The organism is Pseudomonas sp. WS 5010 (genome assembly GCF_012985565.1).
Lineage (GTDB): Bacteria > Pseudomonadota > Gammaproteobacteria > Pseudomonadales > Pseudomonadaceae > Aquipseudomonas.
Genome location: NZ_JAAQWQ010000003.1, coordinates 851,198 through 877,291 on the forward strand (window position 1 = coordinate 851,198; position 26,094 = coordinate 877,291).

Annotated in this window: 26 protein-coding genes; 14 read left to right on the top strand and 12 right to left on the bottom strand. The window is 59.8% G+C overall.

Going from position 1 to position 26,094, the window contains the following annotated elements; translation table 11 throughout:
- The first annotated feature begins 5 nt into the window (after positions 1-5).
- The gene (locus HBO11_RS12770; protein WP_169955350.1) at positions 6-1,352 is read left to right on the top strand and encodes a carbohydrate porin; all 1,347 of its coding nucleotides are present in this window, start codon (positions 6-8) and stop codon (positions 1,350-1,352) included.
- 161 nt (positions 1,353-1,513) lie between these two features.
- Positions 1,514-2,359 carry a D-hexose-6-phosphate mutarotase gene (locus HBO11_RS12775; protein ID WP_169955349.1) on the top strand — a complete coding sequence of 282 codons (846 nt, stop codon included), beginning with the start codon at positions 1,514-1,516 and terminating at the stop codon, positions 2,357-2,359.
- Between the two features lie 132 nt (positions 2,360-2,491).
- Here HBO11_RS12775 and HBO11_RS12780 read toward each other — a convergent pair whose 3' ends face one another.
- A complete protein-coding gene (locus HBO11_RS12780; RefSeq protein ID WP_169851198.1) occupies positions 2,492-3,352 on the bottom strand; it encodes a MurR/RpiR family transcriptional regulator in 861 nt (286 codons plus the stop codon).
- A 219-nt stretch (positions 3,353-3,571) separates the two neighbouring features.
- Here HBO11_RS12780 and zwf point away from each other — a divergent pair, with 219 nt between their 5' ends.
- Genes zwf through HBO11_RS12795 form a run of 3 tightly spaced genes read left to right on the top strand, consistent with a single transcriptional unit; the run spans position 3,572 to position 6,421 of the window.
- Positions 3,572-5,038 (top strand): glucose-6-phosphate dehydrogenase, encoded by a 1,467-nt coding sequence (zwf, locus tag HBO11_RS12785; RefSeq protein ID WP_169955348.1) that lies wholly within the window; start codon positions 3,572-3,574, stop codon positions 5,036-5,038.
- Positions 5,025-5,738: a 6-phosphogluconolactonase gene (gene pgl / locus HBO11_RS12790; protein ID WP_169955347.1), complete on the top strand. Its 714-nt coding sequence runs from the start codon at positions 5,025-5,027 to the stop codon at positions 5,736-5,738. The genes zwf and pgl overlap by 14 nt, the downstream gene beginning before the upstream one ends.
- Before the next feature lie 17 nt (positions 5,739-5,755).
- Complete coding sequence (locus HBO11_RS12795) at positions 5,756-6,421, top strand: bifunctional 4-hydroxy-2-oxoglutarate aldolase/2-dehydro-3-deoxy-phosphogluconate aldolase (RefSeq protein ID WP_169955346.1); 666 nt, start codon at positions 5,756-5,758, stop codon at positions 6,419-6,421.
- A gap of 604 nt (positions 6,422-7,025) precedes the next feature.
- On the opposite strand, the gene HBO11_RS12800 is transcribed toward HBO11_RS12795, so the two are convergent.
- Positions 7,026-8,198, bottom strand: a complete 1,173-nt coding sequence (locus HBO11_RS12800; RefSeq protein ID WP_169955345.1) for an aminotransferase class V-fold PLP-dependent enzyme — start codon at positions 8,196-8,198, stop codon at positions 7,026-7,028.
- A gap of 12 nt (positions 8,199-8,210) precedes the next feature.
- A complete protein-coding gene (locus HBO11_RS12805; protein WP_170056874.1) occupies positions 8,211-8,447 on the bottom strand; it encodes a DUF3820 family protein in 237 nt (78 codons plus the stop codon).
- 206 nt (positions 8,448-8,653) lie between these two features.
- Between HBO11_RS12805 and HBO11_RS12810 the strand changes: the two genes are divergently transcribed.
- Positions 8,654-9,121, top strand: coding sequence for a PA2169 family four-helix-bundle protein (locus HBO11_RS12810; RefSeq protein ID WP_029296433.1), 468 nt, complete (start codon positions 8,654-8,656; stop codon positions 9,119-9,121).
- Positions 9,122-9,323: 202 nt separating this feature from the next.
- Here HBO11_RS12810 and HBO11_RS12815 read toward each other — a convergent pair whose 3' ends face one another.
- Both HBO11_RS12815 and HBO11_RS12820 read right to left on the bottom strand, forming a co-directional pair.
- Positions 9,324-9,794 (bottom strand): MaoC family dehydratase, encoded by a 471-nt coding sequence (locus HBO11_RS12815; protein WP_169955344.1) that lies wholly within the window; start codon positions 9,792-9,794, stop codon positions 9,324-9,326.
- A gap of 68 nt (positions 9,795-9,862) precedes the next feature.
- Complete coding sequence (locus HBO11_RS12820) at positions 9,863-10,807, bottom strand: alpha/beta hydrolase (protein WP_169955343.1); 945 nt, start codon at positions 10,805-10,807, stop codon at positions 9,863-9,865.
- 210 nt (positions 10,808-11,017) lie between these two features.
- Between HBO11_RS12820 and fadD2 the strand changes: the two genes are divergently transcribed.
- Positions 11,018-12,706 (top strand): long-chain-fatty-acid--CoA ligase FadD2, encoded by a 1,689-nt coding sequence (gene fadD2 / locus HBO11_RS12825; protein WP_169955342.1) that lies wholly within the window; start codon positions 11,018-11,020, stop codon positions 12,704-12,706.
- A gap of 379 nt (positions 12,707-13,085) precedes the next feature.
- Entirely contained in the window at positions 13,086-14,777 is a 1,692-nt protein-coding gene (fadD1, locus tag HBO11_RS12830; protein ID WP_169955341.1) for a long-chain-fatty-acid--CoA ligase FadD1, read from the top strand.
- A gap of 307 nt (positions 14,778-15,084) precedes the next feature.
- Here fadD1 and HBO11_RS12835 read toward each other — a convergent pair whose 3' ends face one another.
- Positions 15,085-15,462 (bottom strand): hypothetical protein, encoded by a 378-nt coding sequence (locus tag HBO11_RS12835; RefSeq protein ID WP_169955340.1) that lies wholly within the window; start codon positions 15,460-15,462, stop codon positions 15,085-15,087.
- A gap of 199 nt (positions 15,463-15,661) precedes the next feature.
- Here HBO11_RS12835 and HBO11_RS12840 point away from each other — a divergent pair, with 199 nt between their 5' ends.
- The 3 genes from HBO11_RS12840 (at position 15,662) to def (ending at position 17,524) form a co-directional block, all read left to right on the top strand.
- Positions 15,662-15,853 (top strand): CsbD family protein, encoded by a 192-nt coding sequence (locus HBO11_RS12840; protein ID WP_029296443.1) that lies wholly within the window; start codon positions 15,662-15,664, stop codon positions 15,851-15,853.
- Between the two features lie 174 nt (positions 15,854-16,027).
- The gene (locus HBO11_RS12845; RefSeq protein ID WP_029296445.1) at positions 16,028-16,981 is read left to right on the top strand and encodes a YihY/virulence factor BrkB family protein; all 954 of its coding nucleotides are present in this window, start codon (positions 16,028-16,030) and stop codon (positions 16,979-16,981) included.
- A gap of 3 nt (positions 16,982-16,984) precedes the next feature.
- Entirely contained in the window at positions 16,985-17,524 is a 540-nt protein-coding gene (gene def, locus HBO11_RS12850) for a peptide deformylase (RefSeq protein ID WP_029296447.1), read from the top strand.
- Here the strand turns inward: def and HBO11_RS12855 are convergent.
- Positions 17,521-17,937, bottom strand: coding sequence for a GNAT family N-acetyltransferase (locus HBO11_RS12855; RefSeq protein WP_169955339.1), 417 nt, complete (start codon positions 17,935-17,937; stop codon positions 17,521-17,523). The genes def and HBO11_RS12855 overlap by 4 nt on opposite strands.
- Positions 17,938-18,676: 739 nt before the next feature.
- Between HBO11_RS12855 and HBO11_RS12860 the strand changes: the two genes are divergently transcribed.
- A complete protein-coding gene (locus HBO11_RS12860) occupies positions 18,677-19,996 on the top strand; it encodes a PAS domain-containing methyl-accepting chemotaxis protein (RefSeq protein ID WP_169955338.1) in 1,320 nt (439 codons plus the stop codon).
- Positions 19,997-20,033: 37 nt separating this feature from the next.
- Here the strand turns inward: HBO11_RS12860 and HBO11_RS12865 are convergent, their stop codons facing one another.
- From HBO11_RS12865 to HBO11_RS12885, 5 genes are all read right to left on the bottom strand, one after another.
- Positions 20,034-20,534 carry a hypothetical protein gene (locus HBO11_RS12865; protein WP_169955337.1) on the bottom strand — a complete coding sequence of 167 codons (501 nt, stop codon included), beginning with the start codon at positions 20,532-20,534 and terminating at the stop codon, positions 20,034-20,036.
- Positions 20,535-20,683: 149 nt separating this feature from the next.
- The gene (locus HBO11_RS12870; RefSeq protein WP_169955336.1) at positions 20,684-21,421 is read right to left on the bottom strand and encodes an NAD(P)-dependent oxidoreductase; all 738 of its coding nucleotides are present in this window, start codon (positions 21,419-21,421) and stop codon (positions 20,684-20,686) included.
- A 10-nt stretch (positions 21,422-21,431) separates the two neighbouring features.
- Complete coding sequence (locus HBO11_RS12875; protein ID WP_169955335.1) at positions 21,432-22,064, bottom strand: glutathione S-transferase; 633 nt, start codon at positions 22,062-22,064, stop codon at positions 21,432-21,434.
- Positions 22,065-22,176: 112 nt separating this feature from the next.
- On the bottom strand, positions 22,177-22,500 hold the full coding sequence (locus tag HBO11_RS12880) for a DUF6124 family protein (protein WP_169955334.1): 324 nt from the start codon (positions 22,498-22,500) through the stop codon (positions 22,177-22,179).
- Between the two features lie 338 nt (positions 22,501-22,838).
- Positions 22,839-23,870 (bottom strand): LacI family DNA-binding transcriptional regulator, encoded by a 1,032-nt coding sequence (locus HBO11_RS12885; protein ID WP_169955372.1) that lies wholly within the window; start codon positions 23,868-23,870, stop codon positions 22,839-22,841.
- Positions 23,871-24,083: 213 nt separating this feature from the next.
- On the opposite strand from HBO11_RS12885, the gene HBO11_RS12890 reads away from it, so the two are divergent.
- Positions 24,084-24,617 carry a gluconokinase gene (locus HBO11_RS12890; protein WP_169955333.1) on the top strand — a complete coding sequence of 178 codons (534 nt, stop codon included), beginning with the start codon at positions 24,084-24,086 and terminating at the stop codon, positions 24,615-24,617.
- Positions 24,618-24,701: 84 nt separating this feature from the next.
- Positions 24,702-26,054, top strand: a complete 1,353-nt coding sequence (locus HBO11_RS12895) for a GntP family permease (protein WP_169955332.1) — start codon at positions 24,702-24,704, stop codon at positions 26,052-26,054.
- Positions 26,055-26,094: the final 40 nt, after the last annotated feature.

The following is a 26,094-nucleotide window of genomic DNA, read 5'->3' on the forward strand; positions in this document are numbered from 1 at the left end:
TAGGGATGAAAAAGCAACATAACAACACTCGCTTGATCTGCCAGTTGTCAGCAGTGGCAGCGCTGGTTTTGTCTGCCAATGCGATGGCAGACGAAGCGTTCAGTGCCGATTCCAAGTGGATGACCGGCGATTGGGGCGGCGAGCGGACCAAACTGATCGAGCAGGGTATCGACATCAAGGCCGACTACGTTGGGGAAGCGGGCTACAACGCCCACGGCGGCTACAACGATGACAAGACCGGTCGTTATGCTGACCAGTTCGGCCTCGGCGTAGCGCTGGACCTGCAAAAGCTCTGGGGCTGGGACAACACCCAGGCCAAGATCCAGATGACCAGCCGTAACGGCCGCAACATCTCCAATGACCGTATTGGCGACCCACGTGCCGGCACCCTGAGTTCGTCTCAAGAAGTGTACGGCCGTGGCCATATGGTGCGCCTGACCCAGTTCTGGATTCAGCACCAGATGTTCGACAACAAGCTGGATGTGAAACTCGGTTATTTCGGTGAGGGCGAAGACTTCAACACCTTCCCGTGCGACTTCCAGAACCTGTCGTTCTGTGGTTCCCAAGTGGGTAACTACGTCAACACCTGGTACAACTGGCCGGTCAGCCAGGCTGCGATCCGCGTGAAGTACAACATCACGCCAGAGCTGTATGCGCAGATCGGTGCGTACAACCAGAACCCCTCGCAGCTGGAACACGGCAACGGCTTCAAGCTCAGCGGCAGTGGCACCAAAGGTACAGTGATCCCGGTGGAGTTGGTCTGGTCGCCGAAGGTCAACAACCTGCCGGGCGAATACCGTGTGGGTTACTACAAGAGCGCCGCCGATGCTCCCGATGTACGTGAAGACGTCAACGGCGACAATGCGGCCACCACTGGCGCAGACTACCGTACCCGCAGCAGCAAAAAGGGCTACTGGTTCGTTGCGCAACAGCAACTCACCACCCATAACGGCGACGCATCCCGCGGCCTGAACATTGCGGCCAACGCCACCTTCCACGACAAGGAAACCAACACGGTCGACAACTATCAGTCGATCATGCTGGTGTACAAGGGCCCATTCGATGCGCGTCCAAAAGATGACGTGGGCATTGGCGCTGCGCGCCTGCATGTCAACGATGACGTGCGCAAGAACGCCGAGCTGTTGAACGAAGCTGGCGGGTTCACCGATTACAGCCAGGTAGGTTATGCGCCACTGCGCAGCACCGAGTACAACTACGAAATCAACTACGGCTTCCACGTGACCAACTGGTTGACCGTGCGTCCCAACCTGCAATACGTCACCCACCCAGGTGGCGTGGATAAAGTCGACAATGCCTTGGTCGCCGGTCTGAAAATTCAGTCGGTGTTCTAACACGGTTGCGATAAGCTCCTTCTCTCTGTGCGCATTTGCGGGTAGCCATGGCTATCCGCTTTTTTTTGGGTTGGTGCGCATAACTCATGTGGGAGCTGGCAAGCCAGTTTCCACAGGTTCACCCAAGAGGTGAGCGATAGTGATCTACAGGACCGTGGCACATGCATGAGCATCCGCTGCAACGCTTTTTCAAATCCCTGCGCGAGCAGCCGGTATTCGCCTGGGAGCGCTTCCAGATGCGCGACGTGCTGGTGATCGATCATCCGCGGTGCCAGGCGGTGTTCAGCCGTCAGGGTGCGCAGTTGCTGCACTTCCAACCCGCAGGCCAGAAGCCATGGCTGTGGTGCGCGGCAAAGTGGCCGCAAGTCGGGGCGATCCGTGGCGGTGTGCCGGTGTGCTGGCCTTGGTATGGCCGCCATCCCAGCGAAAACGCCTGGCCGTCCCATGGTTGGGCACGCTTGATTGACTGGAAACTGCTGGACAGCAGCACCGACGACGACGGCGTGCGCCTGCACTGGCAATTGCAACTGTGCGATTGGCAGGTGGACCTGCATGCGCACCTGGGCGAAAGCCTGGAGCTGCGCCTGAGCACCGAGCACCAGGACGAGCTGCCGTGCCAATTGAGCCATGCGTTGCATGCTTATTGGCGGATCGGCAACGTTGGCGAGGTAGCGCTGTCTGGGCTCGACGGGGCACAGGGTTACGACCAGTTGAGTCGCCAGGTTTGCCAGCAGGAAGGTGAGTTGCGCGTCGATGGCGGCTGCCAGCGGGTGTTCCAGCATGAGGGCGAATTGCAGCTCAAGGACCACGCCTGGCAGCGCGAACTGTGCATCGACACTGGCGACAGTGCCGACACGGTGGTCTGGCATCCGGGCAGCCGGCCGTTGCTGGGGGTGAGCTTTAACGAGGCGGCGGGGTTTGTGTGTGTCGAGTCGGCCATGGCCGGGGCCAGCCTGGCGCCGGGGGAGAGGGCGCATTTGAGTTTGCAGGCCCGGGCGGGGGGTTAGCGGCGTTACTGATGCCGTCTTCGCGAGCAAGCCCGCTCCCACAGGTTGACCGAGTCCACCCTTGGAATACGGTCAACCTGTGGGAGCGGGCTTGCTCGCGATAGGGCCGGTATGGCTGGAAGAAATTCCTACCTAGTTGAATTCATCGCCAACCGGATACCGGCTGTCATTCAAGCTTTCCTTGATCTTGCGCAGATGGGGCTGGAAATCCACGCCACGGCGCAAGGTCATGCCGGTGGCCAGCACATCCAGCACCGTCAACTGAATGATCCGCGAGGTCATCGGCATATAGATGTCGGTGTCTTCCGGCAACGGGATGTTCAGGCTCACCGTACTGGCCTTGGCCAGTGGCGAGTTCTCGGCAGTCACGCCGAGCACCGAGGCGCCGTTTTCCCGGGCGATGCGCGCCACTTCCACCAGCTCGCGGGTGCGGCCGGTGTAGGAAATGATCACGAACAGTTCGCCGGTATGCGCCACCGAGGCAATCATCCGTTGCATCAGCACGTCCGCATGGGCCGTCACCGACAGGTTGAAACGGAAGAACTTGTGCAGGGCATCCATGGCCACCGGTGCCGAGGCGCCGAGGCCGAAGAAGTGGATCTGCCGCGCCTGGATCAGCAGGTCCACGGCCTTGCTGATCAGGTTCGGGTCCAGGGCCTGGCAGGCGCTGTCCAATGAGGCAATGGCGCTGCCAAAAATCTTCTGCGTGTAGGCCTCGGGGTTATCATCAGCCTCCACTGCACGGCTGACATAGGCGGCGCCACTGGCCAGGCTTTGCGCCAGCTGCAGTTTCAGTTCAGGGTAGCCGCTGACGCCGAACGAACGGCAGAAACGGTTGACCGTCGGTTCACTGACCGAGGCGGCTTGGGCGAGGGCGGCGATCGAGAAGCGGGTCGCCTGCTGTGGGTTGAGCAGGATGACCTCGGCGACTTTTTTCTCGGCCTTGTTCAATTCTTCGAGGCGGTTCCGGATCTGTTCCAGAAGATTTCGCACGCGGTCCATTCAGTCTTTCCTTCGGGCGACGATGCAAGTAAGGGCCAGTAAAAGGTCGACGAGCGGCCCTTGGCGGTGGCCTATCCTACTGAGGGTAGTTGAACACCACCACTCGCAATGCGTATTTTGGGAAAATGTTGTGGTTATTACTACATTTTTCCTTGAGTGATGCCTTGAAAAAAGGTATTTGTAGCTTAACTTGATAAAAGAACAAACATCATGCCTTCGATAACCGTGGAACCCTGCACCTTTGCCCTGTTTGGCGCCTTGGGTGATCTGGCGCTGCGCAAGTTATTTCCTGCCCTCTACCAACTCGATGGCGCTGGCCTCTTGCACGCCGACACCCGCATCCTGGCCCTGGCCCGCGAAGCCGGTTCCGAGCAGCAGCACCTGGACCACATCGAGCACGAACTGCGCAAATACGTCGGCCAAGAGCTGGATGAAGCGGTGGCCACGCGCTTCCTGGCGCGCCTGGCGTATGTGCACGTCGATTTCATGAATGCCGATGACTACGTGGCCCTGGCCGCCAAGGCCGGCACCGAACAACGCCTGATCGCCTACTTCGCCACCCCTGCGGCGGTGTATGGCGCGATCTGCGAGAACCTGTCCAAGGTCGGCCTGGCGGACAATACCCGCGTGGTCCTGGAGAAACCCATCGGTTCGGACCTGGAGTCCTCGCGCAAGGTCAACGACGCCGTGGCGCAGTTTTTCCCGGAAAACCGCACCTACCGCATCGACCACTACCTGGGCAAAGAGACGGTTCAAAACCTGATCGCCCTGCGTTTTGCCAACAGCCTGTTTGAAACCCAGTGGAACCAGCACTACATCTCCCACGTGGAAATCACTGTGGCCGAGCAAGTGGGGATCGAAGGCCGCTGGGGTTATTTCGACAAGGCCGGGCAACTGCGGGACATGATCCAGAATCATTTGTTGCAACTGCTCTGCCTGATCGCCATGGACCCGCCGGCCGACTTGTCCGCCGACAGCATCCGCGACGAGAAGGTCAAGGTGCTCAAGGCCCTGGCGCCGATCAGCCCGGAAGGCCTGACCACCCAGGTGGTACGCGGCCAGTACATCGCTGGCTACAGCGCCGGCAAGCCGGTGCCGGGTTACCTGGAAGAAGAGAACTCCAACACCCAGAGCGACACCGAGACCTTCGTTGCCCTGCGTGCCGATATCCGCAACTGGCGTTGGGCCGGGGTGCCGTTCTACCTGCGTACCGGCAAGCGCATGCCGCAAAAACTGTCGCAGATCGTCATCCACTTCAAGGAACCGTCCCACTATATCTTCGCCCCCGAGCAGCGCCTGCAGATCAGCAACAAGCTGATCATCCGCCTGCAACCGGACGAAGGGATTTCCTTGCGCGTGATGACCAAGGAGCAGGGCCTGGACAAGGGCATGCAGCTGCGCAGCGGGCCACTGCAACTGAATTTTTCCGACACCTACCGTAGCACGCGGATTCCCGATGCCTACGAGCGGTTGTTACTGGAAGTGATGCGCGGCAATCAGAACCTGTTTGTGCGTAAAGATGAAATCGAAGCCGCGTGGAAGTGGTGTGACCAGTTGATCGCCGGGTGGAAAAAGTCCGGTGATGCACCCAAGCCGTACGCGGCGGGTTCCTGGGGGCCGATGAGCTCCATTGCACTGATCACGCGGGATGGGAGGTCGTGGTATGGCGATATCTGATTTGCAACTGCCTCAGGGCGTAACACCCCATGAGTACCGCACGCCGGTACTGCTGGCCGAAGGCTTGGCCAATGACGTGGCCGAACAACTGCGCGCGGCCATCAGCGCCCGTGGCGCAGCCACCCTGGTGGTGTCCGGTGGCCGCAGCCCGGTGGCGTTTTTCCAGAATCTGGCCAAGCAGGGCCTGGACTGGTCCAAGGTGACTATCACCCTGGCCGACGAGCGCTGGGTGCCGGTGGAACATGCCGACAGCAACGCCGGCCTGCTGAAGAAACATCTGCTGCAAGGGCCGGCGGCCAAGGCCAGATTTTTGAGCCTCTACAGTGCCGCGGCGAACCTGGACGGCGCCGCCGAACAAGCCGATCGCCTGCTGGCCGAACTGCCGGCGATCGATGTGCTGGTGCTGGGCATGGGCGATGACGGGCACACCGCGTCGTTGTTCCCCAACAGCCCGAACCTGGCCCAAGCGCTGCAGCCCGATGGCACGCGCCGGTGCTGGCCGATGCTGGCGCCGAGCGTGCCCCATCAGCGCCTGACCATGAGTCGTGCGCTGTTGGCCAGTGCCCGCTACACAGTGTTGTCGATTGCCGGCGACTCGAAACTCCACACCCTGAGCGAAGCGCTGGCCGGCGACGATGTTGCCGGCATGCCGATTCGCGCGTTTTTGCAACCTACTCTAGAGATTTACTGGTGCCCATGAGCCAAGGATCAGCCGCTATGAAAAGCCCTCACCCGACCGTGTCCATGGCGGATAAAGTTGCCCTGATCGACAGCCTCTGCGCCAAGGCGCGGATCCTGCCGGTGATCACCATTGCCCGCGAACAGGACATTCTGCCCCTGGCCGATGCCCTGGCGGCGGGTGGCTTGACCGCGCTGGAAGTGACCCTGCGTTCGCAGTTCGGGCTCAAGGCCATCCAGGTCCTGCGCGAGCAGCGTCCGGAGTTGGTGACGGGCGCGGGCACGGTGCTCGATCGCACCATGCTGGCGGCGGCCGAGGCGGCGGGCTCGCAGTTTATCGTCACCCCCGGCATTACCCGCGACCTGCTTGAAGCCAGTGTCGACAGCCCGATCCCGCTGCTGCCTGGCATCAGCAATGCCTCCGGCATCATGGAAGGCTATGGCCTGGGTTATCGCCGCTTCAAGCTGTTCCCGGCGGAAGTCAGCGGCGGCGTAGCGGCCATCAAGGCCCTGGGCGGCCCGTTTGGCGAAGTGAAATTCTGCCCCACTGGCGGCGTTGGCCCGGCCAACATCAAACACTACATGGCGTTGAAAAACGTGATGTGCGTGGGCGGTAGCTGGATGCTTGATCCGGAGTGGATCAAGAACGGCGACTGGGCGCGCATCCAGGAAGTCACCGCCCAGGCGCTGGCGCTGCTGGATTGATCTGATTTACTGAATCGTTGTTGCTGTGCTTCACGGCATGTTTGCGGCGCACTTGGTCGGTGCGCCGCTTTTTTTTGCCTATAGAAAAGCGAAATATCACCGCAATTCAAATGAGGGTGGCTTGTGTGGGAACTGGCTTGCCTGCGATGGCCATAGGTATCTACACAACTCTCTTCTCGGTTTGTGTACATATCCATTGCTGCGGTAACGGCCACTTAGGGTTCCGCCCTTACGGCGGCTCACTTTGGAGAAGCGCCAAAGTAAGCAAAACGCTCTTGCCCTACCACTCGGTGCCTCGCCTAGGCTCGGCATGCCCGCAGGCAGGTATTGCTCCGTGGGCCCGCCGCGATCGGCCATCCATGGCCGTGTCGCGGCTACCCCGGCATCCTGCCGGGGTGCCCACTGCGCAATACCTGCCTGCGGCCATCGTGGTTTGACGGGGCGCCTAAGATCAAAACCAGGGCAACAGCAGAGCCAGAGCGCGAAGCTGCATTCCCCTGTAGGAGCTGGCTTGCCTGCGATGACGCCCGAAAGAACACATCAGAGTATCTGGTATTCATTCGTCATCGTTAACGACCATCGCAGGCAAGCCAGCTCCCACATTTTAATCAGTGTTCAGCTCGGTAATCGCATTGACCAGCACGCCGATGTCCGCCGCGGACGTCACCAACCCCGGCGTCACCCGTATGCAGGTACCAAACGCCGCGCCACTGCGCAGGGTGGTAAACAGGTTGTGCTCAGCTAGCAATCGATCCGCCATCACTTGCTGATCGCGCCCGCTGAACTTGAACGCGGTAATCGCGCAATACAGCCGTGGATCATCCGGGGTCACTACCTCGATCCCCGGCAATGGCCGCACCTGGCTCACCCACAGGTCACGCAGGTAACTCAACCGCGCGCCCTTGGCCTGCGCACCGCCCAGGGCCCGATGTTCTTCGAACACCAGCGGCAAGGTCATCAGCGCCGGAAAGTTCGGTGTGCTGTAGGGCGTACGGGAGCGCACATCGGTTGCCGGGTAATGGAATTCGCCCATGTCCGGATCAATTTCCGCCAGACGCCCAGGGGCTATATACACAAAGCCCAGGGTCAGCGGCGCACCGATCCACTTGTGCAGGTTGAAGCCGGCGAACGAGATGCCCAGCCGGTCCAGGTCGAAGTCGATCAGGCCCAACGCGTGGGCGCCATCGAGGATGATCTCGACGCCATACTCCCGTGCCGCGTGGGCGATGGCCTCGACCGGCATCACCAGGCCGGTACGGTGGGTGACATAGGTCAGGGCCATCAGTTTCAGGCGTGGGTAGCGGCTGAAAGTGTCGCGATAGGTCTGCACCAGGCTGTCGAAACTGGCCGGGTGGGCGTGGGACACTTCGATCACCTCCACCCCACGGTAGCCGGCGAGCCAGCGCATGGCGCCCTTGACCGTGTCGTATTCCAGGTCGCTGATCAGCACCTGGTCACCCGGTTGCAGGCGGTTGTAGTTGCGGATCAGCGACTGCAGGGCTTCGGTGGCATTGCGGGTGAAGGCGACGGCTTCTGGATCGACGTTGATCAACTCGGCCAACTGCCGGCGAATCTCGACATCTTGCCCTTGCTCGAAGCGCTGGCGCACATGCACCGAGTTGCTGCGATTGATAAACGCCACGTGCTCCTGATACTGCGCCAGCACCGCGCGGCTCATGCGGGCGAAGTAGCCGTTTTCCAGATTGATGGGGCCGGGCTCCAGCTCATAGCGCTGGGCAATGGCCTGCCAGTAGGCCTCGTCGCGGGTGTGGGGCATGGTCAGGCTCGATTAGTGGCGGGGGGCGGGTTTGCCATGTTTGGCGCGCAACGGTTCCAGCAGTTCGGCCAGGCCGTTGTGGTCGATTTCCTGCATCAACGCCAGCAGGCCGCCCAACTCGCCGTGGGGGAATCCTTCGCGGGCAAACCAGTTCAGGTAAGGGCCGGGCAGGTCAGCAATGATCGTGCCCTTGTACTTGCCGAACGGCATTTGGCGGGTGATCAGCAGTTCAAGTTTTTCGGGGTTCATACGGGCTTCAGGCAATCAGGAGGATGCCTTGGAAAATACAGGCATTCTGCATGAAGGCCAAATGACAGATCATGCAAATAAAGCGGATACAGATTTGCTTGGTATTTATAAGTTATTGAAAATAAAAGATTAAATATTAATTCAAGACCTGGCACGGGCGCTGCAACTACCCCAATACGTTTCTAAACCCGCGAAGGAATTGAAAAATGACTGACATCAACAAAGAATCGATCTCCGTACTCAATGACCTGATCGAAACCAGTAAAGACGGCCAGGAAGGCTTCAAGACCTGCGCAGAAGACATCAAGCATCCAGAGCTCAAGGCGCTGTTCACCAAGCGTTCAGCAGACTGCGCGACGGCGGCTGCCGAACTGCAAACGGCCGTGCGCGCCTTGGGTGGTGACCCGGAAGATTCCGGCAGCGTTGCCGGTGCACTGCACCGCGGTTGGGTGGACGTGAAGTCGCTGGTGACAGGCAAGGACGAAGAGGCCGTGCTCAACGAAGCCGAGCGCGGTGAAGACCACGCATTGAAGGCTTATAAAGAAGCCATCGAGAAAATCAACAAGCACAACCTGGTGGGTATTCGTGACCTGGTTGAGCGTCAGTACCACGGTGCACAGCGCAATCACGACCAGGTCAAAGCCCTGCGTAACCAGGCTCGCGCCCAGTCCTGAACCGCGGTGCAGTAACAAATGTGGGAGCGGGCAAGCCTGCTCTCACAGGTAATTGCGCCGTACCGGTTTTTTGATCACACCCCGATACAAATGTGGGAGCTGGCTTGCCTGCGATAGCGGTTGATCAGTCGATGTATGTATCGACTGAAATGACGCCATCGCGGGCAAGCCAGCTCCCACATTTTTTATTTCACATGCCTGGTCAGCCGATGCTGATCGCCGGCAACTCGGTCAAGGTCACAACCTGCTGTTTGCGTGGCGCGAGGATCTCGGCTTCGCCATCCACCACCAACTCATCACGCTGGTTGAACACCTGAGTGGCAATCCGCACGCGGAACTTGGGCAGCTTCTCGAGGATTTCCAGACGTACGGTCAGGGTGTCGCCGATTTTCACCGGCTTCTGGAAGCTCATCTGCTGGCCGATATAGATAGTGCCCGGCCCAGGCAACTCACAGGCGACTGCCGCGCTGATCAAAGCGCCGCTGAACATGCCGTGGGCGATACGCTCCTTGAACATGGTCGCCTTGGCGAATTCGGCATCCAGGTGTACCGGATTATGGTCGCCGGACATTGCCGCGAACAGCTGGATATCGCGCTCTTCCACGGTTTTGCTGTAGGTGGCTTTCTGGCCAACTTCGAGGGCGTCGTACGGAGTGTTGGTAACCTGGGTCATCTAATCGTGCATCCTGTGGCTAATCGATAATCTTAATTCGTTGATTTTAAACGAAAATATTTGTGCCTTCACTCGCAGCGCGCAGGCCTTCGATGGTCCACGGCCTGTGCCATCCATGCCAGCACATCGGCGGTGACCGCATCACGGTTGGTTTCATTGAAGAGTTCGTGGCGTGCTTGCGGGTAAATGTTCACTTGCAGGTTCTGGCAGCCTGCCTGCCGCAGCGCGTTAGCCAGACGGGTGAGACGCTTGCCCTCACTGACCGGATCACATTCGCCGCCCATCACCAGAATCGGCAGGCCCGGATCAATCTGTTTGAGATTGGACGCTTTGCTGATTTGCTGCAAGCCGCCGAGCAGGTCGATCCACAGCTGGTTGGTGCAGCGAAAGCCGCACAGGGGGTCGTTGACGTACTTGTCCACCTCATCCGGGTCGCGGCTCAGCCAGTCGAATGCCGTGCGGTTAGGCTTGAAGGCCTTGTTGAATGAGCCAAACGATAGAAACTCGATCAACGCGCTACGGCCCCGCAGGCCCTGGCGCAGGCGTTCGGCGCGGGCGATCAGTTGGGCGGCGCGGTACAGGGCCACCGGCTGGAAATTCGAACCACTGAGAATCGCCCCATGCAGGCTGGCGCTGTGATGCAGCAAATAGGCCTGGGCGATGTAGCTGCCCATGCTGTGGCCCAGCAGGATGATCGGCACACCTGGGGCCTGCTGGCCGATGTGCTGGTTGAGCGCGGCCAGGTCACCTACCACTTTGTTCCAGCCATCGCGTTCGGCGAACAGGCCCAGGGTGCCTTCATCGGCCGTACGGCCGTGGCCGCGCTGGTCTGGGGCATACACACCGTAGCCTGCGTCACACAGGGCCTGGGCCAGGCGCCCATAGCGGCCGCTGTGCTCGGCCATGCCATGGGCCAACATCACCAGCGCCGTGGGCGGCCCGTCCGGTAGCCATTGGTTGACGTACAGGCGGCTGCGGTCGTTCGCGGTCAGCCAGAAAGTGGTGTGGTTCATGGCGCTTCCTTTGCTCAGGGTCGTTGCAGTGTATAGCTCATCCGGGGGCGGGCGTCTGATCACCCTTGGCCTCAGGGGCAAGATTCATACAATCAATGACACGTTTTAGTGTATTTGCCTGTTTGGCCATAGCTGCTAACGTCCCCGAAGCTCCGCTTCCCATAAACAGCCGGAAGCGGTCGGGCACACTCGGGTAAGAGGACAAGAATAATGCAACCTGATTTCTGGAATGACAAACGCGCGGCCGGTGTGCCCAACGAGCTTGACCTGTCGGCGTACAAGTCAGTAATCGAAGTCTTCGAGCGTTCCTGCAAGGCCTTTGCCGACCGTCCGGCATTCAGCAACATGGGGATCACCCTGACCTACGCCGACCTGGAGCGCCAGAGCGCGGCGTTCGCCGGCTACCTGCAGCACCACACCGATCTCAAGCCGGGCGACCGCATCGCGGTGCAGATGCCCAACGTCCTGCATTATCCGATTGCCGTGTTCGGCGCCTTGCGCGCCGGGCTGGTGGTGGTCAACACCAACCCGCTGTACACCCCGCGGGAAATGCGCCATCAGTTCAAGGACGCGGGCATTCGTGGGCTGGTCTACCTCAACCTGTTCGGCTCCAGGGTCCAGGAAGTGGCGGCCGACACCGAGATCGAATACCTGATCGAAGCAAAAATGGGCGACTTCATGCCTGCCGCCAAGGGTTGGCTGATCAACACCGTGGTCGACAAGGTGAAGAAAATGGTCCCGGCCTACAGCCTGCCTCGGGCAGTGTCGTTCAAGCGCGCTTTGCGCATGGGCGCGGGCCTGGCCGTGACCCGCCACCCGATGACTCTCGATGACATCGCCGTGCTGCAATACACCGGCGGCACCACCGGCCTGGCCAAGGGCGCGATGCTCACCCACGGCAACCTGGTGGCGAATATGCAGCAAGTGCGGGCGTGCATGTCCCAGTTGCGTGAAGACGGGCATCCGCTGGTCAAGGAAGGGCAGGAGGTGATGATTGCGCCGCTGCCGCTGTACCACATCTATGCCTTCACCGCGAACTGCATGTGCATGATGGTCACCGGCAACCACAACGTGCTGATCACCAATCCACGGGACATCGGCGGCTTTATCAAGGAACTGAAGAAGTGGCGGTTCACCGGGCTGCTGGGGCTCAACACGCTGTTTGTCGCGCTGATGGAACACCCGGACTTCAAGACCCTGGACTTCTCCCACCTGAAGATCACCAACTCCGGCGGCACCGCCCTGGTCAAGGCCACCGCCGAGCGCTGGAAGCAGATCACCGGTTGTTCCATCGGCGAAGGCTACGGCCTGACCGAAACGTCGCCGGTGGCCAGCACCAACCCCTACGGTGATCAATCGCGCCTGGGCACCGTGGGTATTCCGGTGCCGGGCACGGCGATGAAGGTCATCGATGACGCCGGCGAGGAGTTGCCGCTGGGTGAGCGGGGCGAGCTGTGCATCAAGGGCCCGCAGGTCATGAAGGGCTACTGGCAGCAACCGGCGGCCACCGCCGAGACCCTGGACGGCGAAGGCTGGCTCAAGACTGGCGATATTGCGGTGATCGACCCGGACGGGTTTGTGCGCATTGTCGATCGCAAGAAGGACCTGATCATTGTCTCGGGCTTCAATGTGTACCCCAACGAGATCGAGGATGTGGTGATGGCCCACCCCAACGTCGCCAACTGCGCAGTGATCGGCGTGCCGGACGAGCGTACCGGCGAGGCGGTGAAACTGTTCGTGGTGGCGCGGGCCCAGGGCGTCAGCCTTGAGGAGCTGAAGACTTACTGCAAGGCCAACTTCACCGGCTACAAAGTGCCCAAGCACATTGTGTTGCGGGACTCGCTGCCGATGACACCGGTGGGAAAAATCCTACGGCGCGAGCTTCGCGACATCGCCTGATCTCAATTGAAATACGATTCAAATGTGGGAGCTGGCTTGCCTGCGATGGCGGTGTATCAGTCGAAGGATGCGTCGACTGGCCCGCCGCCATCGCAGGCAAGCCAGCTCCCACATTTACTGCGTACGCCCTTAAAGTAGAGCTGTTCCGTGGCTTATAGAATTTTTGCTCTAAAAGTGACTACTGGATATTCTTGAGTCATGTTTATGACTGTAGGACCTTCTTTTGGCTCTAGGCGGCCCTTTGCAAAGCTGCTACTCTCGGCGCGCTTTGTGACCTCTCGGCCTGCTTGAAACAGCCAGAATCACCTAAAAAACACACACAAATAATAATCGCATCAAATGCGGTGAATGAATTCGCGTCGCTGAGGAGTGGGCTTCCATGATCGAAGACTTTTGGAAGGATAAGTACCCCGCCGGGATTGCTGCAGACATCAATCCAGACGAGTATCAAAATATTCAGGCGGTACTGAAACAGTCCTGCCAGCGCTTCGCCAACAAACCGGCTTTCAGCAACCTGGGCAAGACAATCACCTACGGTGAGCTGTACGAATTGTCCGGTGCCTTTGCCGCGTACCTGCAACAGCATACCGACTTGCAGCCCGGTGATCGAATCGCCGTGCAACTGCCCAACCTCTTGCAATACCCGGTCGCCGTGTTCGGTGCCATCCGTGCCGGCCTGATCGTGGTCAACACCAACCCGCTGTACACCGCGCGGGAAATGGAACACCAGTTCAACGACTCCGGGGCCAAGGCCCTGATCTGCCTGGCCAACATGGCGCACCTGGCAGAAAAGGTCGTGCCCAAGACTGGCGTCAAGCACGTGATCGTCACCGAAGTGGCTGACCTGTTGCCGCCGCTCAAGCGGCTACTGATCAACAGCGTCATCAAGTACGTGAAGAAAATGGTCCCGGCCTATCACTTGCCCCAGGCGATCAAGTTCAACGACGTCCTGGCCAAGGGCCATGGCCAATCTGTCACCGACGCCAGCCCTGCCAGCGAAGACGTGGCCGTGCTGCAATACACCGGTGGCACCACCGGCGTAGCCAAGGGCGCGATGCTGACCCATCGCAACCTGGTAGCCAACATGCTGCAATGCAAGGCGCTGATGGGCTCCAACCTCAATGAAGGTTGCGAAATCCTGATCACGCCGCTGCCGCTTTACCATATCTATGCCTTCACCTTTCATTGCATGGCGATGATGCTGATCGGCAACCACAACATCCTGATCAGCAACCCGCGCGACCTGCCGGCGATGGTCAAGGAGTTGTCGAAGTGGAAGTTCAGCGGTTTTGTCGGCCTGAACACCTTGTTCGTGGCCCTGTGCAACAACGAAGGCTTTCGCAAGCTGGATTTCTCTGCGCTCAAGGTCACCCTGTCGGGCGGCATGGCCCTGCAACTGGCGGCCGCCGAGCGTTGGAAAGCCGTGACCGGCTGCAATATCTGCGAAGGCTACGGCATGACCGAAACCAGCCCGGTGGCCACGGTCAACCCAATCCAGAATATCCAGATCGGCACCATCGGCATCCCGGTGCCTTCGACCCTGTGCAAAGTCATCTCGGATGAGGGCGTCGAGTTGCCCCTGGGTGAAATCGGCGAACTGTGCGTCAAGGGCCCGCAAGTGATGAAGGGCTATTGGCAGCGTGAAGACGCCACCGCCGAAGTGCTCGACAGCGAAGGCTGGTTGAAGACCGGTGATATCGCGATCATCCAGCCAGACGGCTACATGCGCATCGTCGACCGCAAGAAAGACATGATTCTGGTCTCCGGCTTCAACGTCTACCCCAACGAGCTGGAGGACGTGCTGGCAAGCCTGCCAGGCGTACTGCAATGCGCGGCCATTGGTGTACCGGACGAAAAGTCGGGCGAGCACATCAAGCTGTTCATCGTGGTCAAGCCGGGCGCGACCCTGACCAAGGAGCAGGTGATGGAGCACATGCGCGCCAACGTCACCGGCTACAAAGTGCCCAAGGCTGTCGAGTTCCGCGAGGCACTGCCGACCACCAACGTGGGCAAGATCCTGCGTCGCGAGTTGCGTGATGAAGAGCTGAAGAAGCTTGGCCTGAAGAAGTAAACAAAAAGCCCCGCGCATGCGGGGCTTTTTATTGGGCGCTGAGTCTCGACTGACCCACCGCTATCGCCGCGATGCGGCGACCCGACAAGCCATTTTTCCTGGGCCACACTCAAAACTCCTGTACAGCACAACCCCCTGTGGGAGCGGGCTTGCTCGCGAAAGCAGTGGGTCAGCCAACATCAATGTTTGCTGGGCCGACGTCTTCGCGAGCAAGCCCGCTCCCACAGGGGGGGCTGCGCTTAACTGACTGGCATTAGGGCTTGCCCGCGATGGCGTCATGTCAGCCCGCACATTTGTGATCGGGTATTTACAGGGCGAACTGCGCGAAGCTCACGCCAACGCCTGCCGGGCGTACATCTTTCAGGAACGAATCCTTGTCCGCGCTCAGCTCCAGGGTAATCTCCGGCTTGCGCTTGCCCGCATTGCGCACCACCAACCCTTCAAGCTTTTCACGCAGGTACACGGTCGGTACTTTCAGGTGCAGCAACTGGTCGGTCTCGGCGTTGTGCATCAACAAATGAATCCACTCGTATTGGCCGATGGCGATGCGTGCCACTGGCAGGTCGAACCACCAGATGTTGCGCTTGCGGTCCAGGTCGGTGAAGTGGCAGTTGTTGACGCCGAGCACGGCACCGCCCAGTTCCAGGTTTCTGCGGGCGATGGCCTGTGATTTATTGAGTTTCATAACCTTCCTACGGGATCTGTTATTCAGCGGTTGAGCCTGAATCTGCCGGGCATTCTCGGGGGTTGGCCGCAAAACATAAAGCCAAACCTGTGCTGGGTGATGAAATGCCTTACGCAAATAATTGAAACTCTGCGCAGAGGCCCAGGGTCAACCCTTACGTAATGACCAAAACCCTTGATTGTTCTTACGGAGAAATACCATGGGCAGCACAGCGGATAAGGCAAAAGGTTTAGCAAACGAAGCCATCGGCAACATCAAGCAAGGTGTCGGCAAAGCCACTGACAACACCAAGCTTGAGACCGAAGGCAAGATCCAAGAGAAGAAGGGCGAAGCCCAGCAAGCGGTCGGCAAGGTCAAGGACGCGGTAAAGAATACCGTCGACAAAGCCTGATTCCAGCGTTTGCACCATGCAGCATAACGGCCATCCACGGATGGCCGTTTTTGTGTCACACCCGATGTTTAAAGTTTCGAAATTGTTTCAAGGTCGCCAAATAGGCTACCTTGATGTAGAAAACGGCCCCTGAGTCGCCCACGAACTCAACCTTTTGCGGCGAAAGGAGACGCTATGATTTTTCCGGTATTAAAAGATCTGCCGCTGCACCGCGTATTGATGCGCACCGTCACAGAGTTCATCGACGACGAGATGCCTACCTACGCCTCGGCACTGGCCTACCAGATGCTGTTTTCGCTGTTCCCCTTCCTGCTGTTCCTGATTGCCCTGATCGGTTTCCTGCATCTGCCGGACTTCTTCAGCTGGTTGCGCCTGCAGTCGGAACTGGTGTTGCCGCCCCAGGCCCTGGAGCAGGTCAACCCGGTGATCGACCAGTTGCAGCAATCCAAGGGTGGGCTGCTGTCGGTGGGTATCGTCATTGCGCTGTGGACCGCCTCAGCGGGCGTGCGCCTGATGATGAGTGCGATGAACGCTGCCTACGACGTGGTGGAAGGCCGGCCGATCTGGAAACGTTTCCCGCTGTCGATTCTCTACACCGTGGGCATTGCTGGCATGTTGCTGGCGGCCGCCGCGTTGATGGTCCTGGGGCCGCAAGTGATGGAATGGCTGGCCGGGCAGATCGGCATGCAGGAATTCGTCGTGACCCTGTGGACCATCTTGCGCTGGCCGTTGATCGTGATCCTGCTGATGTTCGCCGTGGCCTTGATGTACTACGTGATGCCGGACGTGAAGCAGAAATTTCGCTTTATCACGCCAGGCTCGGTGTTGGCGGTGGTGGTCTGGATCGTGGCTTCACTGGGCTTTGGCTATTACGTCAAGACCTTCGCCGACTACAACGCCATGTACGGCAGCATCGGCGCGATCATCGTCCTACTGTTGTACTTCTATATTTCCGCCGCCGTGTTGCTGCTGGGCGCGGAGATGAACGCAGTGATCGAGCATATGTCTGCCGAAGGCAAGGACCCCGGTGAGAAGGATTTTGGCGAGCATCACCCCGATGAAAAACAGCATGTCTCGGGCCTTGGCCGGGACCATTCGATTCCCAAGCCCACCACTGATGAAACCTGACCGATGATTCGTGAAATCCTGAAAATGGGCGATGAGCGCCTGCTGCGTATCGCGCCACCGGTGCCACCGGAAATGTTCGACAGCCCCGAGCTGTGGCAGTTGATCGATGACATGTTCCAGACCATGGAGCACGTGGGCGGCGTCGGCCTGGCCGCGCCGCAGATCGGTGTCGACCTGCAACTGGTGATCTTCGGCTTCGAGAGCAGCGAGCGCTACCCGGATGCGCCGGCGGTGCCCCAGACGATCCTGATCAACCCGCTGATTACCCCGCTGAGCCCGGTGCTGGAGGAGGGCTATGAAGGCTGCCTATCGGTACCTGGGTTGCGCGGTGCGGTGGATCGCTACCAGCAGATTCGCTACGAGGGGTTTGATCCCAAGGGCGAGCCGATTGTGCGGATTGCCGACGGTTTCCACGCTCGGGTGGTGCAGCATGAGTGCGACCACCTGATCGGCCGCCTGTACCCCTCGCGGATTACAGACTTCAGCAAGTTCGGGTTTATCGAGGTGATGTTCCCGGAGCTGGATCCCGCCGCCGACGCTTAACCCTGGCGGCACAGGCCCATGGCAATCATCGGCTTGTTGCGTTTATAGCGCACCAGGCGCTCGGCCAACGACTGTGGCAACACGGTCTGCTGGCTGAAGCCCTGGGCGGCATAAAATTCTTCCAGGTCGGGGTGGCACAGTAACCACACGGTGCCTTCAACAGGCGCGATGGCTTTGGCGATCAGCCGCGCTGCCAGCCCTTGCCCGCGCAATGTCGGATCGACAAACAACCCGGTTAGCCACTGGCCGCCGACCACAGGGCTCAGGCACAGCCCGGCGACAATCTCGCTATTGCGCGCCACCCACAACTGGCCGCCCTTGAGGGCTTTCATCGAGGAATTGTGGCTGCGGTAGAACTTGTTCAGCAGCGGCCACAGGGGCTCTGCCAGTAGATCAATGTGCAACTCGGGCATGGTAGTTCGACAGGCGTGATCAAGAGCCGGGGATTATAAGTCGGGCAAAGCGCCTTCTGTTGGGCAATAGGTGTTATACCCCTTGTTACTTCCTCTGTTAGTGGAGCATGCATCATGGCCAAAGGTATGGATTCAAAGAAAGCCGCGAAGAAGAAACCGGCAAAGACCGCCGATGAAAAACGCGCGGACAAAAAAGCCAAGAAAACCGAGACAGGCCTGTTCGGTCACTGAGTGCCTGACTATAGGAGCGAGCGTGCTCGCTCCTATACGGTATCGATACACACTGACATCCCCCCGCACGTCCCCCTCCAATACCTGTTCATCAATACTGGCTGATTACTGGCCTTGCATAGCGCCAAGCCCTGTCTATGCTCACCCATAACCACTTATGTCGCTTGCCATATGAAGCGTTTTGGGTGGCCGATTGCATAGTGATTGATGAGCACTATACAAACCGTGAATAGATGAGTGCGTATGTCAAAGCGCCGGGAAAAAAGGAGCATCAGGTTAAATGGATTTACGTGTGTCGGTTAAAGCGGACCCCTGGGGGGGTCATCAAGAAAAGGATGCCTTGAAACGAGCGTTGCCCCATGGACTCTCCGATTGGCCATCATTTATCTATCGCCTGACACTTGTCCTGTCTCTGGACGGATGCGTTTGCCTGTTTTGTGGAAAGTTGTACTGGGTCAAATCCAAGAACTAACCGTCATTCAAAGACAGCGCTGAAGGTGATCCGATCATGTTTAACCTCCACCACAAATCCGACCTGCTGGAAATCGAGCGTTTTTCCTGTGCGCTGACCCAGGCCCAAGCCAAGCTCGCGGCCATCAGTCGTTCGATGGCGATGATCGAGTTCGATCGCGACGGCGTGGTACTGGATGCCAACGAAAACTTCTGTAGGACCATGGGCTACAGCGCCGAGGAAGTACGCGGCAAACACCATCGAATCTTCTGTGAAGAGTCCTACTACCGCAGCGACGCCTACGCCAAGTTGTGGCGCGACCTGGCCCAGGGCGAGCCCATCAGCGGCACGTTCATGCGCTTGACCAAGAGCGGTCAGGAAGTGTGGCTGGAGGCCAGCTACATGCCAGTGTTCGGCCCGGATAAACAGGTGCAGAGCGTGATCAAGGTGGCGTCGGATATTTCCGAGCGGATCCACCGTGAACATGAAAACCAAAGCCTGATCGACGCCATCGGCCGTTCCATGGCCGTCATTGAGTTCACGCCCCAGGGGCAGATCCTCAATGCCAACCAGAATTTCCTGAAGACGGTGCAGTATTCCCTCGGCGAAATCGTTGGCCAGCACCACAGCATGTTTTGCCACCGCGCCGAGGTGGAGTCGCCGGCTTACAAAGCATTCTGGGCCTCGCTCAACCGCGGCGAATTCCACTCCCACCGTTTTGAACGGCGCAACAAGCAGGGTCAGACACTTTTTCTGGAAGCCTCCTACAACCCAATCTTCGATACCAACGGCCGCCTGTACAAAGTGGTGAAGTTCGCCAGTGACATCACCGAACAGGTCACCACCTTGCGTAACGCTGCCGACTCGGCCCACGCCACTTCGGTACAGAACGACGCCTGCGCCCGCAAGGGCTCGCAAGTGGTGCAGCAGACGGTGCAGATCATCGAAGAAATCTCCCGTGACCTGAATGAAGCGGCGTTGAGCATCGATGCGGTGAGCAAGCAGTCGGACATTATCGGCACCATCGTGCAGACCATTCGCGGGATTGCCGATCAAACCAACCTGTTGGCACTCAACGCGGCAATTGAAGCCGCCCGCGCGGGTGAGCACGGCCGTGGTTTTGCAGTGGTGGCGGACGAGGTGCGCAGCCTGGCGGCGCGTACCAGCCAGGCGACGATCGAGATTGTCGATGTGGTGCGCAAAAACCACGATTTGTCCCTGAGCGCGGTATCGAGCATGCAGTCGAGCCTGAGCCGTACCGGGCTGGGGGTGGAGTTGGCCAATGAAGCGGGGCAGGTGATCCTGGAGATCCAGGAAGGCTCGCGGCATGTGGTGGATGCCATCGGTCAGTTCAACTCCACCCTGCAACTGCAATAGCCCCCCAACGGAGCCGGCTTGCCGGCTCCTACACGGGTCAGATCGCCGCCAGGGTATCTTTCACGGCCTTGATCTGCGGGTCGGCAGTCTTCTCGGCAAACTGCTGCGCCGCCTGCATTTTCAGGCGCTCAGTCACTTCCAGGGCAATGGCATTCTGCTGTTCTATAGGCATCGCTTTCACTTCTTCTTCGGTCAGGCCCTTTTCCTTGAGGATCTGATCGCGAATGCGCTCGGCCGGCGTCTTGGTCATGTACTCATTGAATTCTGTGCGAGCCTGGGTATTGGCTGAGGTGGCCGGCGTGGCGCTGGTCGGCGGCGTTGCTTGCAGTTGCAGGCGGGTCTTGGCAAACGCGGCATCCACATTGCTGGCCGTGGTGTCGGTAGCCTTTTGCGTTGCTTGCACCTGGGTTGCGGCAACGGCGTTCTGCACGTTCTGCATCACGCCGCTGTACAGCGCGCTGGCGGCGGCGTTGGCCGGGTCCAGGTCGGGGCGTTTGGACTGTTGGATCACGGACGAGACTTGGGTATTGACCAACATGATCGGGCACCTGTGGTTTTGAACGGTCCATAGGGTTTAGCAATTAGCGTGCCGGGACCTAAACCCCTGTGTTCATTGGCTGTGAGGGCAGTCTTTAGGCAGCAAGCGGGTTGCCGACGGCCAATGTTTGCCGTCGGCGGCCATTGCCTTCAGTAGGTGATGGGAATCTCGAAGACCTGGAAGGCATCGTCCTGCGGCTGATACCCAAGAACCCGTGTGGTCTCGCTCAAGTCCAGGCGCTTGAAGCGGTTATTGGAAATGCCATGGGCGATCAGGTGCTTGACCCCCTCGGCCTCCACCGAGCGTTGCAACAACTGCACGGCATCCCGAGGGCTGAGCCAGGCGCTGAGGTCGCGGGCGTTGTTCAGGTCGTGGGTTTGGACAAATTCAAACGCGCCAATGCGTAATGCGATGGTGGAGAGTGGGGTTTTGGCAGCGTAATAGCCGCACAGCGCTTCGCCGTAGCATTTGCTCACGCCATACAGGTTGGCCGGCAGCACCGGCATGCCTGGGGTGATTTGCCGATCCACCGGGTAGCCTTCGATGGTCTGGGCGCTGCTGGCGAAGACCAGGCGCTTGACGTTGGCGGCCACAGCCGCTTCGAACAGATAGGTGGTGGCGAGGATATTGTTGGGTAGCAGTTCGTCGAAGGTGGCGCTGGCGTGGGGAATGCCCGACAGGTGCACAACCACGTCGATGCCGTCGAGCAGCGCGGTGAGGGCCGCTTTGTCACTCAAGTCGGCCTGCACGAAGCGATGGCCGTCGAGGGCGAAGCCCGGTGCGACGCGGTCGGTGAGGGTAAAGCGGTAGCGATCTTTCGACGCTTCGAAAAATGTCTTGCCGATCCTGCCGCAGGCGCCGGTGAGCAGTACGTTGAGTCCTTTCATCGTGTAATCCTTAGTTGTGCCCGTCGAGGGCAAAGGCTTGGAAACCTGGGCGCTGGCTGAGCAGGGCGTAGTACGCATCGACAGCCGGGTAGGACGGGTGCTCCATGGGCGTCATCCGCCAGCGGTGCACCGACAGGCCGATCAGGATATCGGCGAGGCTGAAGGTGTCGCCAGCCACATAGGCGCCGGTTCTGCTCAGTTGCTGCTCCAGCAACCCCATCTTGTCGTTCCAACCGCGCACACCGCCAGCAATGCGCTGCGGCTCCTGGAAGTCCGGGTTCTGGCGCACCAGGGCGTGGAAGGCATAGCCCCAGGACGGGTTGAGTTCGGTGGCTTGCCAGTCCATCCATTGCTCGACCCTGGCCCGTGGCGCGGGGGCGGCGGGCAGCAAGTCATGGCGCTGGTGCAAGCCCACCAGGTAGCGGCAGATGGTATTGGACTCCCACAGCACGCCGTTGTCGTCGATGATCACCGGGATCTGGGCGTTGGGGTTCAGGGCGAGGAAGGCGGGTGATTGGGTGGGGGTGAAGCCGATGCCCCAGTCTTTGCGCTCGTAGGGGATTGCCAGTTCCTGGCAGGTCCACAGGACTTTTCGTACGTTGATGGACGAAGTGCGACCCAAGATTTTCAGCGCGTGTCCCATGGTGCTTCCCTGGCAGGTGTGAGTTGGGCAATTTAGCAGGGGCCAGGTGGGCACGGTAAAAAAAGTGGGGGCTGGCAAGCCAGCTCCCACCTTTTTGATCGCGTCTGGGCTTTTAGTTGTGCGGTGTTTGCTGGTCCATCAGTGTGCCCATCAGCAACACGCCCAACTCGCTCAACTGGTGAATCGCCAGGGCCCTGTCACGGTCTTTGCCGGTCAGGTCTTCGGACAGGTCCAGCAGCAACGTGGTAACGGAGGAAAAGGTTTCATAGCTGTTGGCAATCAGGCTTTCGCTGCTGGCGCCGGAAGTGACGGTGAACAGGGAGGAAGGTTCGGGCGCCGGGGCGGTCGGGGGATTGAGGTAGTGATCAATGGCGCGGTGGGCGGCCTGGTTGAGTTTTGCGTCGTGAAGCGGGGGGTTGGGAGTAACTTTGAACATGGTTATGACCTTTGGCTGGGCCACCACCGGGTCGCTACTAAACGAAAGGGTGGCGGCTGTACGCAGGTTAGTAGACCGGTAAAGTCATACAAAAAACCGGCGCGCCACGAGGGCGCCCTGCGCACAGCCACCATCAAGCACAGGCGGTAAGCCTGATAGATGAAGCTCATGCTCATTTGTATGACTGCTCAGGCTACTAAACCCGATCACCGAGAAGTTCAGCGACCGGGCCACCTTAGAGAGCCCCACCCAGGCGCACAAGCCGGCGGATTCTGACGCAACCGTAGGTAACGGAGCAAGGCGCTGCCAAAGAGTCAGTCTATTCCTACAGCTGGCGCCTAGGTGCTCTCGCGCACCTTCAACTCAAACCCCATATCCACCACCGGCCGGGCGATCTTGTTGCCGGCCATCACCGTCAGCAAATGCTCTGCCGCGCGTCGGCCAATGGCTTCGCGTGGGGTGCTGATGCTGCTCAGGCGCGGCACCATGAAGCTGGAGGCGGGCAGGTCGTTGAAGCCCAGCACCGCCACCTGCTGTGGCACTTTGATCCCGTGGCGCAGGGCTTCGAGCAGGGCGCCCTGGGCCAGGTCGTCGTTGCCGAAGAAGATCGCGTCCACGTCCGGGTGGCTGGCCAACAGTTGCAGGAACAACTCGCCACCCAGGCCCACCGACGAGGGGCGCGGGGTCAGCAGTTCGAGGGCCGGGTCATACAGGCCGGCCTGTTGCAGGCCACGACGGAAACCCTCACCGCGCAGCAGTGTGCGCTGGTCCAGTTGCGCGCCGACATAGGCCAGGCGTTTGCGGCCCCGGGAGATCAGGTGCGCCGCAGCGGTTTCACCGGCACTGATCTGCGAGAAACCGACGCAGTTGAGGCCGGCCGTCGGGTCCAGGTCCATCATGTACACGCAGGGCACATTGCTCGACTCCACCATGCGCCGGGCGCTTTCGGTGCGGTCAAAGCCGGTCAGCAGCAGGCCCCGAGGCTGGTAGGCCATGTAGTTGCGCAACAGGTTTTCTTCTTCGTCCCGGGAATAGTGGGTGTTGCCGATCAGCACTTCGAAGCCCTTGGGCCGCAGCACCTGGTGGATGGCTTCCAGGGTTTCGATAAACAGCAGGTTGGACAGCGAGGGCACCAGCACCACTACCGACTGGCTGCGGGCCGAGGCCAGGGCGCGGGCGGCGGGGTTGACCACGTAGTTCAGCTCGGCGGCGGCTTTCTGTACTTTTTCCACCAGTTCGGTGGCCACGGTACTGATCCCGCGCAGGGCCCGGGAGGCGGTAATCGGGCTGACACCCGCCAGGCGGGCAACTTCGTTAAGGGTAGGGCGACCCGTCGTGCGGGTATTTTTATCGTTCTTGGAGGTCATCAGGCGGCTTGCCAAACAAAAATCGAGGCACTAAGGTAGCGCTGTCTCCAAAGGCCTGCAAATACTTGCGCAAAGGGTTGCCTGATCCTTGCGCAAACAGTTGGAGAGGATGCACGCGTCACTCCATAAAAATGACAATTAGGCGCGGGAAAAGCCTGTTTTTGCACTAGCCTTAGGGCGTGCAAAGGTAGCGCTATCTGCGTCCTGAGGTGTTTCATGAGTCAACCTGTTACCGCCCTGGTCATCATGGGTGTTTCCGGCTGTGGCAAGTCCAGTGTCAGCGAGGCCCTGTGCCTGTTGAACGGCGCCACCGCCATTGAAGGCGACAGCTTTCACCCGGCTGCCAACATCGAAAAGATGAGCGCAGGCCATCCTCTCAACGACGACGACCGTGCCGGCTGGCTCGATATCCTCTGCGATGAGCTGCGCCGTGCGCTCAAGGCCGGCGAGCATCCGGTGCTGACCTGTTCGGCGCTGAAGAAAAAATACCGCGATCACCTGCGCGAAGCCGCGCCGGGCCTGGGCTTTGTCTTCCTCGAACTGACCCGCGAGGTGGCCGCCGACCGTGTGTCCCATCGCCCCGGCCATTTCATGCCGGCCAGCCTGATCGACAGCCAGTTCGCCACCCTCGAATCGCCCATTGGCGAGCCGCTGACCCTGGCCCTCAATGCCAGTGAAGACAGCATCGAGGCGTTGGCCGCGCAGACCCACGCGTGGTGGCTGACCCACGGCTTTGAACCTTCCCGATGATTTTTTGGCTGAAAGATAGCGCTATCCGACGGCACGAAACTCAACACCCGCTTTAATAACAACAACAAACAGGAGACGACCCCCATGTTTGGCATGTCCCACGAGTCTTACCTGCTGCTCGATGCAGTGGTCACCATCATCGGGTTGATCGTGTTGATCACCCGGTTCAAGGTTCACCCCTTTATCGCCCTGATCATCGCCTCAGGTTTTCTGGGCCTGACCTCGGGCATGCCCGTGGACAAGATCATCAAGGCCTTCCAGGACGGGTTCGGCGGCGTGCTCGGGTTTGTCGGGATAATCCTGGCGCTGGGTACGATGCTCGGCAAGATGATGGCCGAATCCGGCGGAGCCGATCAGATCGCCCAAACCCTGATCCGCGCCTTCGGCAAGGACAAGGTGCAGTGGGCAATGATGTTCGCCGCCTTCCTGGTGGGCATCCCGCTGTTCTTCGAGATCGGCTTTGTGTTGCTGATCCCGCTGGTGTTTATCGTTGCGCGGCGCACCGGTGTGTCGCTGATCAAGATCGGCATCCCGTTGCTCGCCGGCCTCTCGGCGGTGCACGGCCTGGTGCCGCCGCACCCGGGGCCGTTGCTGGCCATTGGCGTGTTTGGCGCGGATATCGGCAAGACCATCCTTTACGGCCTGATCGTCGCCTTGCCCACCGCCATCATCGCCGGGCCGATCTTCGGTACGTTCATTGCCAAGTACATCCCCGGCAACCCGTCCCAGGAACTGGTGGACCAACTGGCCCGTGAGTCCGACGGGAAAAACCTGCCGAGCTTCAGCATCACCCTGATCACCGTGCTGCTGCCGGTATTCCTGATGCTGCTCAAAACCTTCGCCGACATCGCCCTGCCAGACGGGCACATCGTGCGTAACTGGATGGACATGATCGGCCACCCGATCAGCGCCTTGCTCCTGGCGTTGCTGCTGTCGCTGTACACCTTTGGCCATCGCCAGGGCATCCATTCCAAACAGATCCTCAAGCTGCTGGATGCCAGCCTTGCGCCGACCGCCGCGATCATCCTGATCATCGGTGCCGGTGGCGGTTTCAAGCAGATGCTGGTGACCAGCGGCGTAGGTGATGTGATCGGCCATATGGCGGTGACAGCGCAGATCAACCCGATCCTGCTGGCCTGGCTGGTGGCGGCGGTGATTCGGATTGCCACGGGCTCGGCGACCGTTGCCACCATTACTGGCGCAGGCATTGTGGTGCCGGTGGTGGGGATGGTGCCGGGGGTCAACCTGGAGTTGCTGGTGCTGGCGACGGGGGCGGGGTCGTTGATTCTGTCGCACGTCAACGATGCAGGGTTCTGGCTGGTCAAGCAGTACTTCAACATGACCGTGGCCGAGACGTTCAAGACCTGGACGGCCATGGAGACCATCCTGTCCATCGTGGCGCTGGGCTTTATCATGCTGCTGTCGTTGGTGGTTTAAACCTTCACTGACATCACTGTAGGAGCCGGCTTGCCGGCGA

Coding starts and splice junctions, on each gene's coding strand:
- HBO11_RS12770 (WP_169955350.1), top strand. CDS start 6: ATGAAAAAGCAACATAACAACACTCGCTTGATCTGCCAGTTGTCAGCA.
- fadD2 (WP_169955342.1), top strand. CDS start 11,018: ATGCAACCTGATTTCTGGAATGACAAACGCGCGGCCGGTGTGCCCAAC.
- HBO11_RS12815 (WP_169955344.1), bottom strand. CDS start 9,794: ATGACCCAGGTTACCAACACTCCGTACGACGCCCTCGAAGTTGGCCAG.
- pgl (WP_169955347.1), top strand. CDS start 5,025: ATGGCGATATCTGATTTGCAACTGCCTCAGGGCGTAACACCCCATGAG.
- HBO11_RS12865 (WP_169955337.1), bottom strand. CDS start 20,534: ATGTTGGTCAATACCCAAGTCTCGTCCGTGATCCAACAGTCCAAACGC.
- HBO11_RS12880 (WP_169955334.1), bottom strand. CDS start 22,500: ATGTTCAAAGTTACTCCCAACCCCCCGCTTCACGACGCAAAACTCAAC.
- HBO11_RS12855 (WP_169955339.1), bottom strand. CDS start 17,937: ATGCCCGAGTTGCACATTGATCTACTGGCAGAGCCCCTGTGGCCGCTG.
- def (WP_029296447.1), top strand. CDS start 16,985: ATGATTCGTGAAATCCTGAAAATGGGCGATGAGCGCCTGCTGCGTATC.
- HBO11_RS12860 (WP_169955338.1), top strand. CDS start 18,677: ATGTTTAACCTCCACCACAAATCCGACCTGCTGGAAATCGAGCGTTTT.
- HBO11_RS12775 (WP_169955349.1), top strand. CDS start 1,514: ATGCATGAGCATCCGCTGCAACGCTTTTTCAAATCCCTGCGCGAGCAG.
- HBO11_RS12800 (WP_169955345.1), bottom strand. CDS start 8,198: ATGCCCCACACCCGCGACGAGGCCTACTGGCAGGCCATTGCCCAGCGC.
- HBO11_RS12835 (WP_169955340.1), bottom strand. CDS start 15,462: ATGAAACTCAATAAATCACAGGCCATCGCCCGCAGAAACCTGGAACTG.
- HBO11_RS12895 (WP_169955332.1), top strand. CDS start 24,702: ATGTTTGGCATGTCCCACGAGTCTTACCTGCTGCTCGATGCAGTGGTC.
- HBO11_RS12840 (WP_029296443.1), top strand. CDS start 15,662: ATGGGCAGCACAGCGGATAAGGCAAAAGGTTTAGCAAACGAAGCCATC.
- HBO11_RS12820 (WP_169955343.1), bottom strand. CDS start 10,807: ATGAACCACACCACTTTCTGGCTGACCGCGAACGACCGCAGCCGCCTG.
- HBO11_RS12890 (WP_169955333.1), top strand. CDS start 24,084: ATGAGTCAACCTGTTACCGCCCTGGTCATCATGGGTGTTTCCGGCTGT.
- HBO11_RS12795 (WP_169955346.1), top strand. CDS start 5,756: ATGAAAAGCCCTCACCCGACCGTGTCCATGGCGGATAAAGTTGCCCTG.
- HBO11_RS12845 (WP_029296445.1), top strand. CDS start 16,028: ATGATTTTTCCGGTATTAAAAGATCTGCCGCTGCACCGCGTATTGATG.
- HBO11_RS12805 (WP_170056874.1), bottom strand. CDS start 8,447: ATGAACCCCGAAAAACTTGAACTGCTGATCACCCGCCAAATGCCGTTC.
- fadD1 (WP_169955341.1), top strand. CDS start 13,086: ATGATCGAAGACTTTTGGAAGGATAAGTACCCCGCCGGGATTGCTGCA.
- HBO11_RS12875 (WP_169955335.1), bottom strand. CDS start 22,064: ATGGGACACGCGCTGAAAATCTTGGGTCGCACTTCGTCCATCAACGTA.
- HBO11_RS12810 (WP_029296433.1), top strand. CDS start 8,654: ATGACTGACATCAACAAAGAATCGATCTCCGTACTCAATGACCTGATC.
- zwf (WP_169955348.1), top strand. CDS start 3,572: ATGCCTTCGATAACCGTGGAACCCTGCACCTTTGCCCTGTTTGGCGCC.
- HBO11_RS12870 (WP_169955336.1), bottom strand. CDS start 21,421: ATGAAAGGACTCAACGTACTGCTCACCGGCGCCTGCGGCAGGATCGGC.